General features: G+C 31.1%; 12 protein-coding genes. 9 read left to right on the top strand and 3 right to left on the bottom strand.

Annotated features, from left to right (window positions below):
• The first annotated feature begins 1 nt into the window (after position 1).
• Genes D1815_RS00440 through D1815_RS00430 form a run of 3 tightly spaced genes read left to right on the top strand, consistent with a single transcriptional unit; the run spans position 2 to position 2,894 of the window.
• On the top strand, positions 2–1,669 hold the full coding sequence (locus tag D1815_RS00440; RefSeq protein ID WP_118385499.1) for a transporter substrate-binding domain-containing protein: 1,668 nt from the start codon (positions 2–4) through the stop codon (positions 1,667–1,669).
• Complete coding sequence (locus D1815_RS00435; RefSeq protein WP_118385498.1) at positions 1,666–2,064, top strand: response regulator; 399 nt, start codon at positions 1,666–1,668, stop codon at positions 2,062–2,064. The genes D1815_RS00440 and D1815_RS00435 overlap by 4 nt, the downstream gene beginning before the upstream one ends.
• Before the next feature lie 8 nt (positions 2,065–2,072).
• Positions 2,073–2,894, top strand: a complete 822-nt coding sequence (locus tag D1815_RS00430; RefSeq protein WP_118385497.1) for a DUF1853 family protein — start codon at positions 2,073–2,075, stop codon at positions 2,892–2,894.
• 11 nt (positions 2,895–2,905) lie between these two features.
• On the opposite strand, the gene D1815_RS00425 is transcribed toward D1815_RS00430, so the two are convergent.
• Together D1815_RS00425 and D1815_RS00420 are read right to left on the bottom strand one after the other, a co-directional pair.
• Positions 2,906–4,369 carry a magnesium chelatase gene (locus tag D1815_RS00425; protein ID WP_118385496.1) on the bottom strand — a complete coding sequence of 488 codons (1,464 nt, stop codon included), beginning with the start codon at positions 4,367–4,369 and terminating at the stop codon, positions 2,906–2,908.
• A gap of 38 nt (positions 4,370–4,407) precedes the next feature.
• Positions 4,408–5,538 carry a VWA domain-containing protein gene (locus tag D1815_RS00420; RefSeq protein ID WP_118385495.1) on the bottom strand — a complete coding sequence of 377 codons (1,131 nt, stop codon included), beginning with the start codon at positions 5,536–5,538 and terminating at the stop codon, positions 4,408–4,410.
• A 204-nt stretch (positions 5,539–5,742) separates the two neighbouring features.
• Between D1815_RS00420 and D1815_RS00415 the strand changes: the two genes are divergently transcribed.
• The 3 genes from D1815_RS00415 (at position 5,743) to D1815_RS00405 (ending at position 9,000) form a co-directional block, all read left to right on the top strand.
• The gene (locus tag D1815_RS00415; protein WP_118385494.1) at positions 5,743–7,209 is read left to right on the top strand and encodes a M28 family peptidase; all 1,467 of its coding nucleotides are present in this window, start codon (positions 5,743–5,745) and stop codon (positions 7,207–7,209) included.
• Between the two features lie 24 nt (positions 7,210–7,233).
• Positions 7,234–8,379: a serine hydrolase gene (locus D1815_RS00410; RefSeq protein WP_118385493.1), complete on the top strand. Its 1,146-nt coding sequence runs from the start codon at positions 7,234–7,236 to the stop codon at positions 8,377–8,379.
• A 267-nt stretch (positions 8,380–8,646) separates the two neighbouring features.
• Positions 8,647–9,000 (top strand): hypothetical protein, encoded by a 354-nt coding sequence (locus D1815_RS00405; protein ID WP_035084578.1) that lies wholly within the window; start codon positions 8,647–8,649, stop codon positions 8,998–9,000.
• An 11-nt stretch (positions 9,001–9,011) separates the two neighbouring features.
• Here the strand turns inward: D1815_RS00405 and D1815_RS00400 are convergent, their stop codons facing one another.
• The gene (locus tag D1815_RS00400; protein WP_027392132.1) at positions 9,012–9,245 is read right to left on the bottom strand and encodes a hypothetical protein; all 234 of its coding nucleotides are present in this window, start codon (positions 9,243–9,245) and stop codon (positions 9,012–9,014) included.
• Between the two features lie 114 nt (positions 9,246–9,359).
• Between D1815_RS00400 and D1815_RS00395 the strand changes: the two genes are divergently transcribed.
• The 3 genes from D1815_RS00395 to D1815_RS00385 are packed head-to-tail and all read left to right on the top strand — an operon-like array spanning position 9,360 to position 15,334.
• Positions 9,360–10,133: an MBL fold metallo-hydrolase gene (locus tag D1815_RS00395; protein ID WP_118385492.1), complete on the top strand. Its 774-nt coding sequence runs from the start codon at positions 9,360–9,362 to the stop codon at positions 10,131–10,133.
• A 17-nt stretch (positions 10,134–10,150) separates the two neighbouring features.
• On the top strand, positions 10,151–13,369 hold the full coding sequence (locus D1815_RS00390; protein WP_118385491.1) for a hypothetical protein: 3,219 nt from the start codon (positions 10,151–10,153) through the stop codon (positions 13,367–13,369).
• 12 nt (positions 13,370–13,381) lie between these two features.
• Positions 13,382–15,334 (top strand): S9 family peptidase, encoded by a 1,953-nt coding sequence (locus tag D1815_RS00385; protein WP_118385490.1) that lies wholly within the window; start codon positions 13,382–13,384, stop codon positions 15,332–15,334.
• Positions 15,335–15,356 lie beyond the last annotated feature (22 nt).

The following is a 15,356-nucleotide window of genomic DNA, read 5'->3' as shown; positions in this document are numbered from 1 at the left end:
TATGCTAAAAAAGATAACTAATATTTTTGTTTTCTTCTGTTTAATTATCGGAATAACATCTTGTTCTAATCAAGATATTCTCGACAAAAATGAAAGAGAGTGGCTGTTACAACAAGATACTATTTCCGTTGCAGTATATGCGTACTATCCTCCTTATCAATTTATAAATAAAAAAGATAGTATCGATGGTATTTTAGTAGATCACTTCGGTCTTATTGAAAACAAAATTGGTTATCGTTTTCGAAAAAAATATTATACAAATTGGTCAAACTTAATCGAAGATGCTCAAAATAAAAAAATTGATATAGTATTGGAAATGCAGGAAACTGCTGGACGAGAAAAATATCTAAATTTTTACACTAAATTTTTCGAAACTCCTTTCGTTTTAGTGGTTAAAGAAGAGGTCGATAGCACATTAAAGCTTAATGATTTTCTAGATAAAAGGATTACAGTCCCAAAAGGGTACTCTATAGACGACTATCTTAAGCAAAATTATCCCGATTTAAATATTAAGAATTATCCTGATGATATTACCTGTTTACTTAAATTACAATCAGGAGAAGCGGATGCATATATTGGCGGAAAGGCATTGGTCAATTATTTAATAAAGTCTGAAGGTATTACTGGGTTAAAAGTTATTACAGAAATTGATTACAGTTACATCCCCAGCATAGCTGTTACTAAAGACAATAAAATATTAAACGAAATAATCGCTAAAGCCACACGTACTATTACTGATGAAGAAAAACAAGAAATACTCGACAATTGGCTTTTTGATGTTGTAAAACCATTTTACAAAAAACCAAAGTTTTGGATCATTTCATCAATTACATTCTTCGCCGCTCTGGCAAGTATTATTTTAATACATTTTTATTTAAAGTTTAAAATCAAACAAAGGACCAAAGAACTTCAAATTGCTAAGGATAAGGCCGAAGAGAGTAATAGAATTAAAACTAATTTTATTCAGAATATCTCGCATGAAATTAGAACTCCTATGAATGGGATTATGGGCTTTTCAGAATTATTGAAATCTGGAACAATAACAGAGGAAGAAAGGCAAGAGTATACTAAAATTATTATTGAAAGTGGTAAAGATTTAATTCACTCCGTTGACAATATTTTGGAAATTTCTGTATTAGAGACTAAACAAAGTAAAATTAGATTTACACCAACGAATTTGGAAGAATTACTTCTAGAATTAATTTCCGAGTATTCATCTAAAGCTAATGAAAAGAACTTAAGTATTGAGTTAGATCACAAAATTCCAAAAGAAAAAAGCACAATTATTACAGATCAACCAAAACTATATAAAATATTGAGTGGCTTAATTGATAATGGTATTAAATTCACCCATACTGGTTCAATAATAATCTTTTCTTATCTTGTACAAGATTATGTTGCTATATCCATAAAAGATACCGGAATAGGAATAAAACCAAAAGATCAAGATATTATTTTTAAGAGTTTCTCACAATCAGAAAAAGAAATCTCTAAAAATTTTGGAGGTCTTGGGTTGGGCCTAGCGATTGCTAAACAATATACCGACTTAATCGGAGGAAATATTTCCTTTATAAGTAAAGAAAACGAAGGAAGTTCCTTCTTACTAAAAATTCCATATACCCCAATGCAGAATAACGCAGAACTAGCTACTAAAAAAAAGGAGAAATAATTCCAGAAAAACATGTCATACTAATTGCTGAAGATGGCGAAATCAACTTCTTATTTTTAAAAACAGTTTTAACTAAGATGATTGATTTCGAATTTGTTATTTATCGTGCTAAAAACGGAAAAGAAGCTGTAGAAATATGTGAAGGAAACGAAAAGATTAATTTGGTTTTAATGGATATCAAAATGCCTATTATGGATGGTTATGATGCGACAAAGCGTATAAAAAAAATGCGCCCAGATCTTCCAGTTGTAGCTCAAACAGCATATTCCACCGAAGAAGATATAGAAAAAGCATTAGCAGCAGGATGTGATGACTTTCTTGCTAAACCAGTAGATCAAAAAATATTGAGACCAATATTAGATAAGTACATTTCTATATTTAGAAATAAACAATAGTATAAATAATGTCTTTTGAACATCAGTATGCTGGTTTTATAAACAGCAACCTATTATGGAAAGATAACAGTCTTTTTGAACTTTCTCAGTTTGATTTACGCAACTCAAATAGTAATTCTTTCGAAGAATTTTCTATTAACATTGCACCTAATGAAGTATTAGGAAAAAGAATTGAACACTTTTTTGAACATTACATCCATAGTACTAATGATTATAAATTGATATTAAAAGGTCTACAGATATTCAAAAACAAGATAACTATTGGAGAATTAGATTTTATAATAGAAGATTTACGTAAAAAAAACATTTTACACATTGAATTGGTTTATAAATTCTATCTATACAACCCTAAAAAAAGTTCTATTATCTTAGAAAGATGGATTGGTCCTAATCAAAAAGATAGTTTATTAGAAAAAGTAACCAAATTAAAAGAAAAACAATTACCGCTACTCTATCGTTCTGAAACTGTATTAAAACTTCGAGAACTAAATATTGATCCAAACAGAGTACTACAAAAAGTGTGTTTTTTTGGAAATTTATTTGTTCCTCTATCCTATCTAAACAAGAAACTTACTGATCTAAATAATAGTTGTATACAAGGATTTTGGATACATGAAAAAGATTTTACATCAGATAATTATGGCTCTCGACAGTATTTCATTCCAGAAAAGAAAGATTGGATCACACACCCAAAACATCATAAAGTTTGGTACTCTCATACGGCAATACTAGAAGTACTTCGAATCCAACTTCTTAAAAAAAAATCCCCATTACTTTGGATAAAAAGTAATGAAGATTCTTTTGCCAAGTGTTTCATTGTTTGGTGGTAATAATTTTATGATTATAAGTCATTTATATAACTACCGTATAAATCCTTAAACCTAAAACCTTCAGACAGTCGATATTTGCTTAATTTTTTATGTTCCACTAACCCCCATAACAAGAATTCTTTCATAAAATAGCTGTCTTTTTCATCTATATCATCTTGATATTTTTTAATGAGATTGTTTAACGGAACAATTTCATCTAATTTTTTCTTGTAATCTTCTTCAGAAATTTCATCCAAAAGCTCAAAACCGCTTTGTTCAAAAAACCAGTCAATCAACTCTTGATATGGGCTTCTCTCACTCTCTCTTTCTAACTTCTCAATTTTTGGAAAAAAATCGGCGAATAATGTTTTAATAGAATCAGAGATTAAAGTATGAGCTACAGATGCTGCTCCTTCTTGCTCACCTTCATATACTAACTCTACTTTACCTGTTATTGCCGGAACTACTCCCATAAAATCACTAAGTCTTAAAAAAGTGTATTCGTCTCCAGATTTAAGAGCTCTATACTCTGCAGTACTTAATAAATTTTCGTATGCAGTAATACTCATTCTAGCACTTACACCACTTTTAGCATCGATGAATTCACTTTCTCTAGCCTGAAAACTAATTTGCTCTAATAAATCCTTTGCTAAATCAGGCACATAAACTAATGTACTTTGTCTAGAATCTAACTTTGCTTCTTGCTGGGTAATTGTTTTGGCAATCTCTATACTTTCGGGATAATGTGTTAGTATCTGAGAGCCAATTCTATCTTTTAGAGGAGTTACAATACTACCTCTATTGGTATAATCCTCTGGATTTGCAGTAAATACAAACTGCATATCTAACGGCAATCTAAGTTTAAATCCTCTTATTTGAATATCTCCTTCTTGCAAAATATTAAACAATGCCACCTGAATACGAGCTTGTAAATCAGGCAACTCATTAATTACAAAAATACAACGATTGGCTCTTGGGATCATCCCAAAATGAATAACTCTATCATCTGCGTAACTTAACTTTAGATTCGCAGCTTTTATTGGATCTACATCACCAATAATATCAGCTACAGTAACATCAGGAGTAGCTAATTTTTCAGCAAACCGATCATTTCTATGCATCCAAGAAATAGGGGTATCATCACCTTTTTCTTCAATCAACGTAACCGCATATCTTGATATCGGGTTAAACGGATCATCATTAATCTCAGATCCAGTTACCACTGGAATCCATTCATCTAATAAATTAATCATTTGTCTTGCTAAACGAGTCTTTGCTTGACCTCGCAAACCTAATAAATTAATATTGTGCCTGGATAATATTGCTCGTTCTAACTCAGGAATAACAGTGTTTTCATATCCATGAATTCCTGTAAAAGTATCCTCGTTATTACCAATCTTAGTTCTTAAATTTTCTCTAAGTTCATCTTTTATACTTCTACTATTATATCCCGACGCTTTTAGTTCTCCAAATGTTTTTATATTCTTAAAATCCATATTTTCTTTTCCGAAATATTCTTTATTTATAATCTTTTTTATCCTTTAATTCTTTTTTTTCTATTCGCTTCGTAATCTTCAAAAATCATCTCACCGAGTCCTTTTAAACCAGTATAAAAAGCTTTACCTTGATTCGCATGGGTAAACTCTCTAACAAACTGCATTAAATAAGGATCTTGCGCAATCATAAACGTAGTAATAGGTATATGTAATTTTCTAGCTTGCTGTGCCATCATATAACACTTATTCACAATATTGCGATCCAACCCATTACTATTTTTATAATACTGTCCATCTGGCATTCTTAAACAACTAGGTTTCCCATCGGTAATCATAAAAATTTGCTTATTTGTATTACGCTTTCTTCTTAACATATCCATAGCCAACTGCAATCCTGCAACAGTATTCGTATGATAAGGTCCAACTTGTAAATATGGTAAATCTTTAATTGCAATTGGCCAAGCATCATTTCCAAACACCAAAATATCTAAGGTATCTTTCGGGTATCTTGTAGTAATAAGTTCTGCTAATGCCATTGCCACCTTTTTAGCAGGAGTAATTCTATCCTCGCCATACAATATCATACTATGACTGATATCAATCATCAATACAGTACTCATCTGCGCCTTATACTGTGTTTCTTCTACAACAAGGTCATCCTCAGTAAGATGTAAATCTCCCATACCATGGTTAATCTGAGCATTTTTAAAACTTTCTGTAATTGATATTCTTTCTAATCCATCACCATATTGATAATTCCTATATTCTCCGGCGTGTTCGTCTCCTCTTCCTGTATATTTAGTTCTATGATTTCCTGATCCACTACGCTTTAAATTACCAAAAATTTGATCTAATGCTCTTTTACGAATTGCTCTTTCTGTCTTAGCTGTAATAGACATTCCACCTTTTCCATCAGGTTTGATTTCCTCTCGGATATATCCTTTTTTCTTTAAATCCTCAATAAAATCATCTAATGTGTATTCTTCTGTGGTAAGTTTGTACTCTTTATCCAATTCTCTCATCCAATCCAAAGCCTCATCTAGGTCGCCAGAAGTGTGAGTAATAATCTCCTGAAAAATATCAAAAAGCTTATCAAATGGAGATTGCTCAGGTGCTTCATAGTTTTTAAAAGCGAACCCTTTTTTTAAAAATCCCTTTTTCTCTTTCATTATATAAATTTAGCATATTTTGTAAAAGATATATACTGAACTCAATGCTAATAATAGATAATTAACAAATGTTTTGGAATTGTTCTGGCTTAAAGACACTTTTATCTAAAAACAATAAACACTAAACAATTCTTATCTTTGAGACATCAAGTATATTTTTAAGAATATATTCTTATAATAATCAAAAATCATCTTACTCAGTTTATGAAGAATTCATTCCTATTATTACTCTTTCTTTTTCCATTTATAAATTATAGCCAAAATGATATCGAAAAAGTAAAAGCTACAATTTCAAAAAGTGAAATTGAAGGGCACATTTATTTTTTGGCATCTGATGAACTAAAAGGTAGACAAACTGGAACTGCTGAGAATAAAATAGCTGCTCAATATCTAGCTAATATGCTACGTTCTTATGGAGTAAAACCCGTTACAGAAGATAAAAGTTATCTTCAGAAAGTCGTACTTAATTCAGTATCTCAATTTGATAAAGCAGAACTGAAAATAAAAAATTTTAGTACTTCAAAAATCGTAACAATAAATAAAACGAATACATCCTATTCTGGTTCATTGGCATTTGTTAATTATGGTTTCGAAAAAGACTATGCTAATGTAGATGTAAAGGGTAAAATAGTTGTTTCATATTCTGGAACAAAAGAAAATAGTAACCTAAGATTTGCCTTTTCTAAAACACAAGAGAAAATCAAAATTGCAAAAGAAAAAGGTGCCATTGGCATTATTGAGCTTAATAATATAGATAATAGAACTTGGTCTCAATTAGATCATAGTTTTAATGGAGAAAAAATGTATGTTTCTGAAGAAGACACATCTAATAATTTCACTTATTTATGGGTAAATGACCAAAAAGAAGAAATTAGTAAATTCTTTACAGACAAAAATGAGGTGAATGGATCAATTAATATTCAAGGTATCAAGAAAGGTAACATAACTACTCAAAATGTTGTTGGAATGGTTGAAGGAACGGATCCAAAACTTAAAGATGAATACATTATTTATTCTGCTCATTATGACCATGTGGGTATAGGGAAAGCTGTCGATAATGACTCTATTTATAACGGAGCAAGAGATAATGCAGTTGGAACTGTTACAGTATTGTCTGCAGCGAAAAATATTGCTAAGTATCCAACTAAAAGGTCGGCTTTATTTATATTGTTTACCGGAGAAGAAAAAGGATTACTAGGTAGCAAATGGTATGTAGAAAACCCCTTGATTCCTTTAAATAAAATGGTATACTGTTTTAATAGTGATAATGGTGGATATAATGATACTAGTATAGCCACAATTGTTGGTCTAGAACGAACTACTGCGTCGGATGATATAAAGAAGGCTGCAACTCCTTTTGGACTCAAAGCAATTGATGACCCAGCTCCTGAACAAGGGTTATTCGACAGATCAGATAATGTACATTTTGCTGCTAAAGGAATTCCTGCTCCAACATTTAGTATGGGGTTTACTGCTTTTGACGAAGAAATAACAAAATATTATCATCAGGTAACCGACAATCCCGACACCTTGGATTATGATTATCTTTTAAAATTCTTCCAATCCTATGTGTTGGCGTGCCGAAATATTGCTAATAACCCTAAAACACCTTTCTGGGTAGAAGGTGATAAATACTATGATGCTGGTATAAAATTATATAACAAAAAATAAATTGTCATTTTATAATCGGTTCATATGAAATCAATTGTTTTAATTAGTTTTATAAGTCTACTTATGATATCCTGTAGTCAGCAAGATCCTTTAGAGAAAATCTTAAACTCGGATACACCACAAATAGCAAACGTAAGTAAGAATATAGAGAAATACGAAGTTCAGATTTTATATAGTCAAATCAACCGAAATAAAAAAGGTCAGGTAACATTTACGGATTACGAATTTAATGTTTCAGATAGCACCTATTTTTATCCAGCAAGCTCAGTTAAATTCCCAATTGCTTTACTTGCTTTAGAAAAATTAAACACGTTACAAAAAAATGATATCCCTATTTCTAAAGAAACTAATTTTATTACAGAACAAGATTCTGCATACTCCTCTATAGATAAAGAAATCATTAAAATTTTTGCAGTAAGTGATAATCAAGCCTACAATCGATTATTTGAATTTCTTGGACAAGATTATATCAATCAAAAGCTAAACTCTAAAAATATCAATAGTAGAATATCTCATCGGTTATCGACTAATAATGCTTCTAATACTAAATCTCAATCATTAATTTTTAAAAAAAACATACAAGATAGTATTCCATTATATAAACAATCAGGTATAGAAAATTTACCTAGTGCCGAATTAGCATTAAAAGATGTACTAAAAGGTAAAGGTTATATTCTTAATGATTCACTAATCTCAACTCCAAAAGATTTTTCACAGAAAAATTATCTTCCGTTAAGATCATTACACGGGCTAATGAAACGTATTCAATTTCCTGATACATTTACTCCAAAAGAACGTTTTAAAATCTCAGAAAGGGATCGTGATTTTATAATTAAAGCGATGAAGACACTTCCATATGAAGCTGGTTACGATAAAAAAGAATACTACGATGGATATGTTAAGTTTTTTATGTTTGGTGATACAAAAAAAGATATTCCTAAACATATAGAAATCTACAATAAAGTAGGATATGCTTATGGTTATCTTACCGATTGCGCGTATATTAAAGACACAAAAAACAATGTAGAATTTATATTATCGGCTACAATACATGTAAACGAAAATGAAATCTATAACGATGATAATTATGAATATGATAAAATCGGAATTCCATTTCTAGCGCAATTAGGAAGAATGATCCACAACTTAGAAAAACAAAAAAGTAAATAATTTCGTTTCTAAAACGACTTTTCTTTAACAATTTCTCAAAATAAACCCTTAATCACCCGATAAAATCTCAAACTTTAAGAAATATTGATCTTTTTTTAACAAAATTATATATTCAAAAGACATCTAATGAACTAATTTTATAATCCCTTAGTTTTAAGAACGCTTAAGTTTAGTACAAATAACAACAAAATATGGTTACACATTTTATAATTAAGTAACTATATACAATACAATAAGTATAGTATATAGTTTTAAAAACAAGAACATATGAAACAATATATACTATTCTTATTATTATTTACCTTCGGCTTATTATACCCTAATAATCTTTTTATAACATCAAATTCTTCAATGATAATTCAAAATCAGATTGATAGAAAACTATCTGAAGATGAAGAAAAAAAACGTGGATTAGATTTATTAGCCACTGAAATTATTGAACAAATTGATGAAATTGATTTAAGAAAAATGGCTCGATCTGCCATTTTTGAAACTTCTTATGGATTTAGATGGAAAATGGTCAATCTTCATACAGGAAATATTATTATCATAAAAGTTGATAAGAATTTTAAATTAATTTCCGCCAGAAATAGTAAGAAAAAGAAAATAATGACCCCCTAAAATATAGATCGCTAGGCTAACATTGTTTTTAAATTTTCATAATCTTCTAAATACTCCCAATAGATAATTCTATCAAATGCATATTTGATCAAAATATACTTCTCGCTTACAGACAATATTCGATCTACCGAAACCAATTTTTTAGACGGAGATTTTACCTCAACTTCTTCTATTATTTCTTGATTTCTTGCATCAAATCCATGCACGATAGTATGATTATGCAAAGTAAGTTCTATAAATTTCATATTATTAGTATTTAACCTCTTCAAATGTAGGTATTTTCTAACTTAACACCCCTTTAAGAGTTTCGCATTTTCATTTTCTTAACTTTAGCTTTTTAATTAGATAATCAATCAAAAATGTTAAAAAGATTTTTCCTTTTAAGTCTTATAATTTTTAGTGTTTCTGGTTTTTCTCAAAAAAAAATATCGGTCATCTATACAGGGAATATGGGTGTTTATATTTCTAATGGAGAATCTTCCGTATTAATCGATGGATTACATTCTAAATATGGAGATGATTATCTTTTTCCTCCAACCTCCTTGATTAATAAAATACATACAGATTTACAACCAGATGTTATACTATTTACACATCATCATGGAGATCACTTTAGTACATTACTTTCTAATGATTATTTAAATTTTAATAAAAAAGCTGTTTTATTTGGGCCTAATCAAATAACAGAAAAAATAACTCCTTTTAATAATCGATTATTTACAATTGCTACTTCAGATTACAAAAAACAGACCATAAAAATCAAAAAACTTGATATCACAGGTGTAAAAATCAATCATGCAGGAAAAAGACATACAACCGTAGAAAATATAGGTTACATTATTGATTTTAAGTCAAAAAAAGTTCTACACGTTGGTGATACCAATTGGATGAATGATATTAATTTATTTAACCGATTAAAATTGGTAAATGATGGTATTGACATTGCAATTCTTCCTTATTGGATGTTATTAGATAATAATGCAAGTCAACTGATCAAAAATCATATTAACGCCAAACAGATTATCGCTACACACATTTCACCTAAAATAAAGAAACAAGAATTACAGGATTTAAAGAAAAAATATCCTGAGGTACATTTTTTAACAATACTAGAAGAACAAATTCAATTATAATTAACTCACTCTATAAAATGAAAAGATTACTATTTCTATTATCTCTTACCCTAATATCCTCTATTTCTGCACAAGAATTTTCTATGGATTATGTAAAAAAAATACATCCACGTAATATTGGTCCGGGTGGAATGAGCGGACGTGTTACCTCTATTGATGTTGTTACCTCTAATCCGGATATTATGTATGCAGGAACAGCCTCTGGAGGGTTGTGGAAATCTACATCTGGTGGAATTAAATGGAAACCTATTTTTGACAAGGAAGTTACCGCTTCTATTGGTGCAGTTGCAATTCAACAATCAAACCCTTCTGTAGTTTGGGCAGGAACAGGAGAAGGTAATCCTAGAAATAGTCTTAATGGAGGTTACGGAATTTATAAATCTTTAGATGGTGGTAAGAACTGGAAATTGATGGGGTTAGAAAAAACTCGTCATATCCACAGAGTAGTAATAGATCCAACCAATCCTAATATTGTATATGTTGCGGCTATTGGTTCTCCTTGGGGAATACATCCTGAAAGAGGAATTTTTAAAACAACTGATGGAGGAGAAACTTGGAACAAAGTTCTTTCTGCAAATAATAAAACAGGAGCTGCAGATCTAGTAATGGATCCTACCAATCCTAATAAATTAATTGCTGCTTTATGGGAACACAAACGTGACCCTTGGTTTTTTAAATCAGGAGGTGAAGGTTCTGGATTATATATTACTCATGATGGAGGAAAAACTTGGCAAGAAAGAACTGATAAAGATGGATTACCAAAAGGTGATCTAGGACGAATTGGAATTGCTATAGCTAGAAATAAGCCTAATATTGTATATGCATTAATTGAGGCTAAGAAAAATGCCTTATATAAATCCGAAGATGGTGGCTTTAATTGGAAAAAAATTAATGATAAAAACGACATTGGCAATCGCCCTTTCTACTATTCAGAAATATATGTAGATCCTCAGAATGAAAATAGAGTATATTCTGTATTTACCTATGTAAATGTATCTGAAGACGGTGGAAAAAATTTCAAGCAGTTAATGCCAGCTTATGGTGTTGATAATGGAGTGCATCCAGATCATCATGCTTGGTGGATACATCCGCAGGATGGTAATTTTATGATCGATGGTAATGATGGAGGTTTAAATATTACACGAGATGGTGGAAAAACCTGGAGATTTATAGGAAATCTACCTGTTGCGCAATTTTATCATATTAATGTAGATAATGAGTATCCTTATAATGTTTATGGAGGTATGCAGGATAATGGTAGTTGGAGAGGTCCAGCATATGTGTGGAAAGCTCAAGGAATTAGAAATTCTTATTGGCAAGAAATATCTTTTGGAGATGGATTTGATGTAGTACCTGATAAAGATGATTCCAGATATGGATGGTCTATGAGTCAACAAGGTTTTGTTAGCCGTTATGACTGGATGACCGGTAACAATTATACAGTTAAACCTACACATCCAGATCCTGAAGTAAAGCTGCGTTTTAATTGGAATGCTGCTATCAATATTGATCCTTTTGATAATAACACATTATATTTTGGAAGTCAATTTGTACATAAAAGTAAAGACAAAGGGTTAACTTGGGAGGTAATTTCTCCTGATCTATCCACCAATGATCCAGAAAAACTAAAACAAGCAGAAAGCGGTGGTTTAACAATGGATGCTACTGGAGCAGAAAATCATTGTACTATTTTAGTAATAGAACCATCTCCTTTAGAACAAAATATGCTATGGGCGGCAACAGATGATGGACGTGTTCACATTACTCAAAATGGTGGTGCAAATTGGACTGATATTTCTAAAAACATTAAAGGGCTACCTAGTGGTAGTTGGATAGTTCAGATCAAAGCTTCCAATAAGAAAAAAGGAGAAGCTCTTTTAGTAGCAAATGATTATAGAAGGTTTAATTACACTCCGTATGCGTATAGAACCGTAGACTATGGTAAAACTTGGGAGCGCATCGTAGATAATGGTGATGTTCAAAGTTATGTTTTGAGTATTGTAGAAGATCCTATTGAGAAAAATTTACTTTTTCTAGGAACAGATGATGGATTATACATTTCCTTAAATTCAGGTCGCAAATGGACAAAATGGACCTCTGGTTTCCCTACAGTTTCAGTAAAAGACTTAGTAATACAACCTAGAGAACATGATTTGGTGATAGGAACGTTTGGTAGAGCTGCTTGGGTCCTAGATGATATTAGACCCTTACGTGCTCTAGCCAAAAATAAAAACATTCTTACTCAGAAATTACAATTATTTAATCCTCCAACTGCATATCAAGCTGCCTATCAACAACCAACAGGAAGTCGTTTCGGTGCTGATGCCTTATATAACGGTGAGAATCGTGATTTTGGCGCACATATTTCCTTTTTTGTAACCGTAGAACAAAAAGAAGCGTCTAAAAAAGAAAAAGATAAAAAAGATGAAAAAGAAAACAATGAAGAGGAAATAGATGAGAATGAAGAAAAAAAGGTTAAATGGGATTCTATACATCTAAAAATATATGATGGTGATCGACTTATCAGAACGCTTAAACAAAAAACTCCAGATTCTACTGGAATTCATAAAATGCGATGGTTTATGGATGAAAAAGGAGTAGATCGACCATCTAGAAAAATCCAGAAATCTAAGAGAGAACCTGGTGGGGTTACAGTTAAACCAGGGACTTATAAATTACTAATGGAATATGGTGATCAAAAATCAGAATCTAGTATCGAAGTTAAATCTGATCCAAGATTACAGATTTCTCAGCAAAATATAAATGAAATATACGATGCTTCCAAAAACCTAGAATCTATGAGACAAACCGTCGCTGATGCAGTTAAGCAATTGGTAGAAAGTAAAGAAGTAGCTTCTAAATACCAAAAAGAACTTAAGAAGTTAGATAAAAAGAAGTTTAAAGATCAAATTAAGTCTTCTAAAGATATTATTAAAAAAATTGATTCTACCATAGCTATTTATTTAGGCAAAGAAGATAAAAGACAAGGTATTACTCGTAATCCAGAAGTAACTGTGATGCAACGCTTAGGTACTGCAGGATGGTATACAGGAAGCAGACAAAATGGCTTAACAGTTACCGAAAAAACTTTGATAAAACATGCTAATGATGCATTAAAAGAAGCTTTAGATAAAACAAATTCTTTCTTCATAGAAGATTGGAAACCTTATCAGGAAGCTATAGAAAAATTAGAGACTTCTCCGTTTAAGGAGATAAAAACTTTCACAATCAAATAAAAATTCTTAATCATGAAAAAACTCATTATTATAGGAATTGGAGTACTACTACTCCATTCCTGCAAAGAAGAAAAAAAAGAAGAAGTTGTTGCTCCTCCTATTGCAATTGAAGAATATTCAATTGAACAATTTATGGACAATGAAAATGCATTTTCCAACGGTTTTTCTAACGATAAATCCAAAGTTCTTATGACCAGTAACCGCTCTGGTATTTATAATATGTATACCACATCGGTTAAAGGTGGAGAATTAATTCCGGTTACAAAATCTGATAGCTCTTCTGTTTTTGGTATTTCTTATTTCCCAGAAGATGATAGAATACTATTTAGAATGGATGGTAATGGAGATGAAATATATAAAATTTTTCTTAAAGACAGTTCTGGTATTACACGACTGACTCCCGAAAAAAATGTGAGAGCTCTATTTAGAGGTTGGTCAAAGGATGGAAAAAGTTTCTTTTATGGAAGTAATGAAAGAGATCCTAAATACATGGATCATTATGAAATGAATATTGCCGATTTCACTTCTAAAATGATCTATCAGAATAACGATGGAATGGATTTTGGCGGTATGTCTGAAGATAGAAAGTACATTGCACTTACTAAGGCAGTAACCACAAACGATGTTGATTTGTATTTAATGAATACAGAAACCAAAGAAAAAACTAAAGTCAATGAGAATATTAGCGGTAATCAACCTCAAGATTTTTCTCCAGACAACACTTCATTCTATTATACCACCGATGATAATGCAGAATTTAGTTATTTAATGAAATATAATCTTGCAGATGGTACAAAAGAAAAAGTAGCAGAAAAAAATTGGGATATTAATTCATTTTATTTCACTAGAAATGGAAAATATCAAGTAATGTTTACTAATGAGGATGCTAAAACTGTAATGGATGTAAAAGAAGTCGCTACTGGTACAGATGTGGCATTTCCTTCATTTGAAAATAAAGAAATTTCAAGTGCAAGTTTTTCTAGAGATGAGTCCATGGCATTTTTAAATGTTTCAGGTTCAAGTACTCCTAGAAACGTGTACTCTTACGATATGGCATCTAAAGAATATTATCAATTAACAGATGTATTAAACAAGGATATTAACGAAGATCACTTAGTAGCGTCAGAAGTTGTTCGTTTTAAATCTTTTGATGGTTTAGAAATTCCTGCGATATATTATAAGCCAAAACAAGCTACTACAGACAATAAAGTTCCAGCATTGGTATGGGTGCATGGTGGTCCTGGAGGGCAATCTAGACAAGGTTTTAGTTCACAAATTCAATATTATGTAAATCACGGATATGCAATTCTTGCCGTAAATAATAGAGGAAGTAGTGGTTATGGTAAAACGTTCTATAAAATGGACGATCAAAATCACGGAGATAAAGATCTAAAAGATTGTGTAGCCGGAAAAGATTGGTTAGCGCAACAAGATATTATTGATGCCAATAAAATAGGAATTATTGGAGGTTCTTATGGAGGTTACATGACGATGGCAGCCCTAACCTATACTCCTGAAGATTTTAAAGTGGGAGTTAATATATTTGGAGTTACTAACTGGTTAAGAACACTAAAAAGCATTCCACCATGGTGGGAATCTTTTAAAGATGCTTTATATACAGAGATGGGAGATCCTAATACTGCTGATTCAGTAAGATTACGTCAAATTTCACCATTATTTCATACTGAAAAAGTAACAAAACCTTTAATTGTTTTACAAGGAGCTAAAGACCCTAGAGTTCTAAAGGTAGAATCGGATGAAATAGTCGCTGGAGTTAAGAAAAATGGTGTTCCTGTAGAATATGTATTGTTCGAAGATGAAGGACATGGGTTTGTAAAAAAAGAGAATCAGATCGAAGCCTATGGAAGAATCCTAAAATTCTTAGATAAATATCTAAAAGAACCTGGATCAGAAATCATTAATGACGGAAAATCTGAAACTAAAACTGTAGAATCAGAATCCTAGTATTATATTATTGCTACATATA

This window comes from Aquimarina sp. AD1 (genome assembly GCF_003443695.1).
In the GTDB taxonomy this organism is placed as follows: domain Bacteria; phylum Bacteroidota; class Bacteroidia; order Flavobacteriales; family Flavobacteriaceae; genus Aquimarina; species Aquimarina latercula.
The sequence above is the reverse complement of the archived record's forward strand: the minus strand, read 5'-3'. Positions and strand labels throughout refer to the sequence as shown.

What these genes read in the sequence shown, in the direction of transcription:
- D1815_RS00440 (WP_118385499.1), top strand. Translation starts at nt 2, where the DNA reads ATGCTAAAAAAGATAACTAATATTTTTGTTTTCTTCTGTTTAATTATC.
- D1815_RS00430 (WP_118385497.1), top strand. Translation starts at nt 2,073, where the DNA reads ATGTCTTTTGAACATCAGTATGCTGGTTTTATAAACAGCAACCTATTA.
- D1815_RS00425 (WP_118385496.1), bottom strand. Translation starts at nt 4,369, where the DNA reads ATGGATTTTAAGAATATAAAAACATTTGGAGAACTAAAAGCGTCGGGA.
- D1815_RS00420 (WP_118385495.1), bottom strand. Translation starts at nt 5,538, where the DNA reads ATGAAAGAGAAAAAGGGATTTTTAAAAAAAGGGTTCGCTTTTAAAAAC.
- D1815_RS00415 (WP_118385494.1), top strand. Translation starts at nt 5,743, where the DNA reads ATGAAGAATTCATTCCTATTATTACTCTTTCTTTTTCCATTTATAAAT.
- D1815_RS00410 (WP_118385493.1), top strand. Translation starts at nt 7,234, where the DNA reads ATGAAATCAATTGTTTTAATTAGTTTTATAAGTCTACTTATGATATCC.
- D1815_RS00405 (WP_035084578.1), top strand. Translation starts at nt 8,647, where the DNA reads ATGAAACAATATATACTATTCTTATTATTATTTACCTTCGGCTTATTA.
- D1815_RS00400 (WP_027392132.1), bottom strand. Translation starts at nt 9,245, where the DNA reads ATGAAATTTATAGAACTTACTTTGCATAATCATACTATCGTGCATGGA.
- D1815_RS00395 (WP_118385492.1), top strand. Translation starts at nt 9,360, where the DNA reads ATGTTAAAAAGATTTTTCCTTTTAAGTCTTATAATTTTTAGTGTTTCT.
- D1815_RS00390 (WP_118385491.1), top strand. Translation starts at nt 10,151, where the DNA reads ATGAAAAGATTACTATTTCTATTATCTCTTACCCTAATATCCTCTATT.
- D1815_RS00385 (WP_118385490.1), top strand. Translation starts at nt 13,382, where the DNA reads ATGAAAAAACTCATTATTATAGGAATTGGAGTACTACTACTCCATTCC.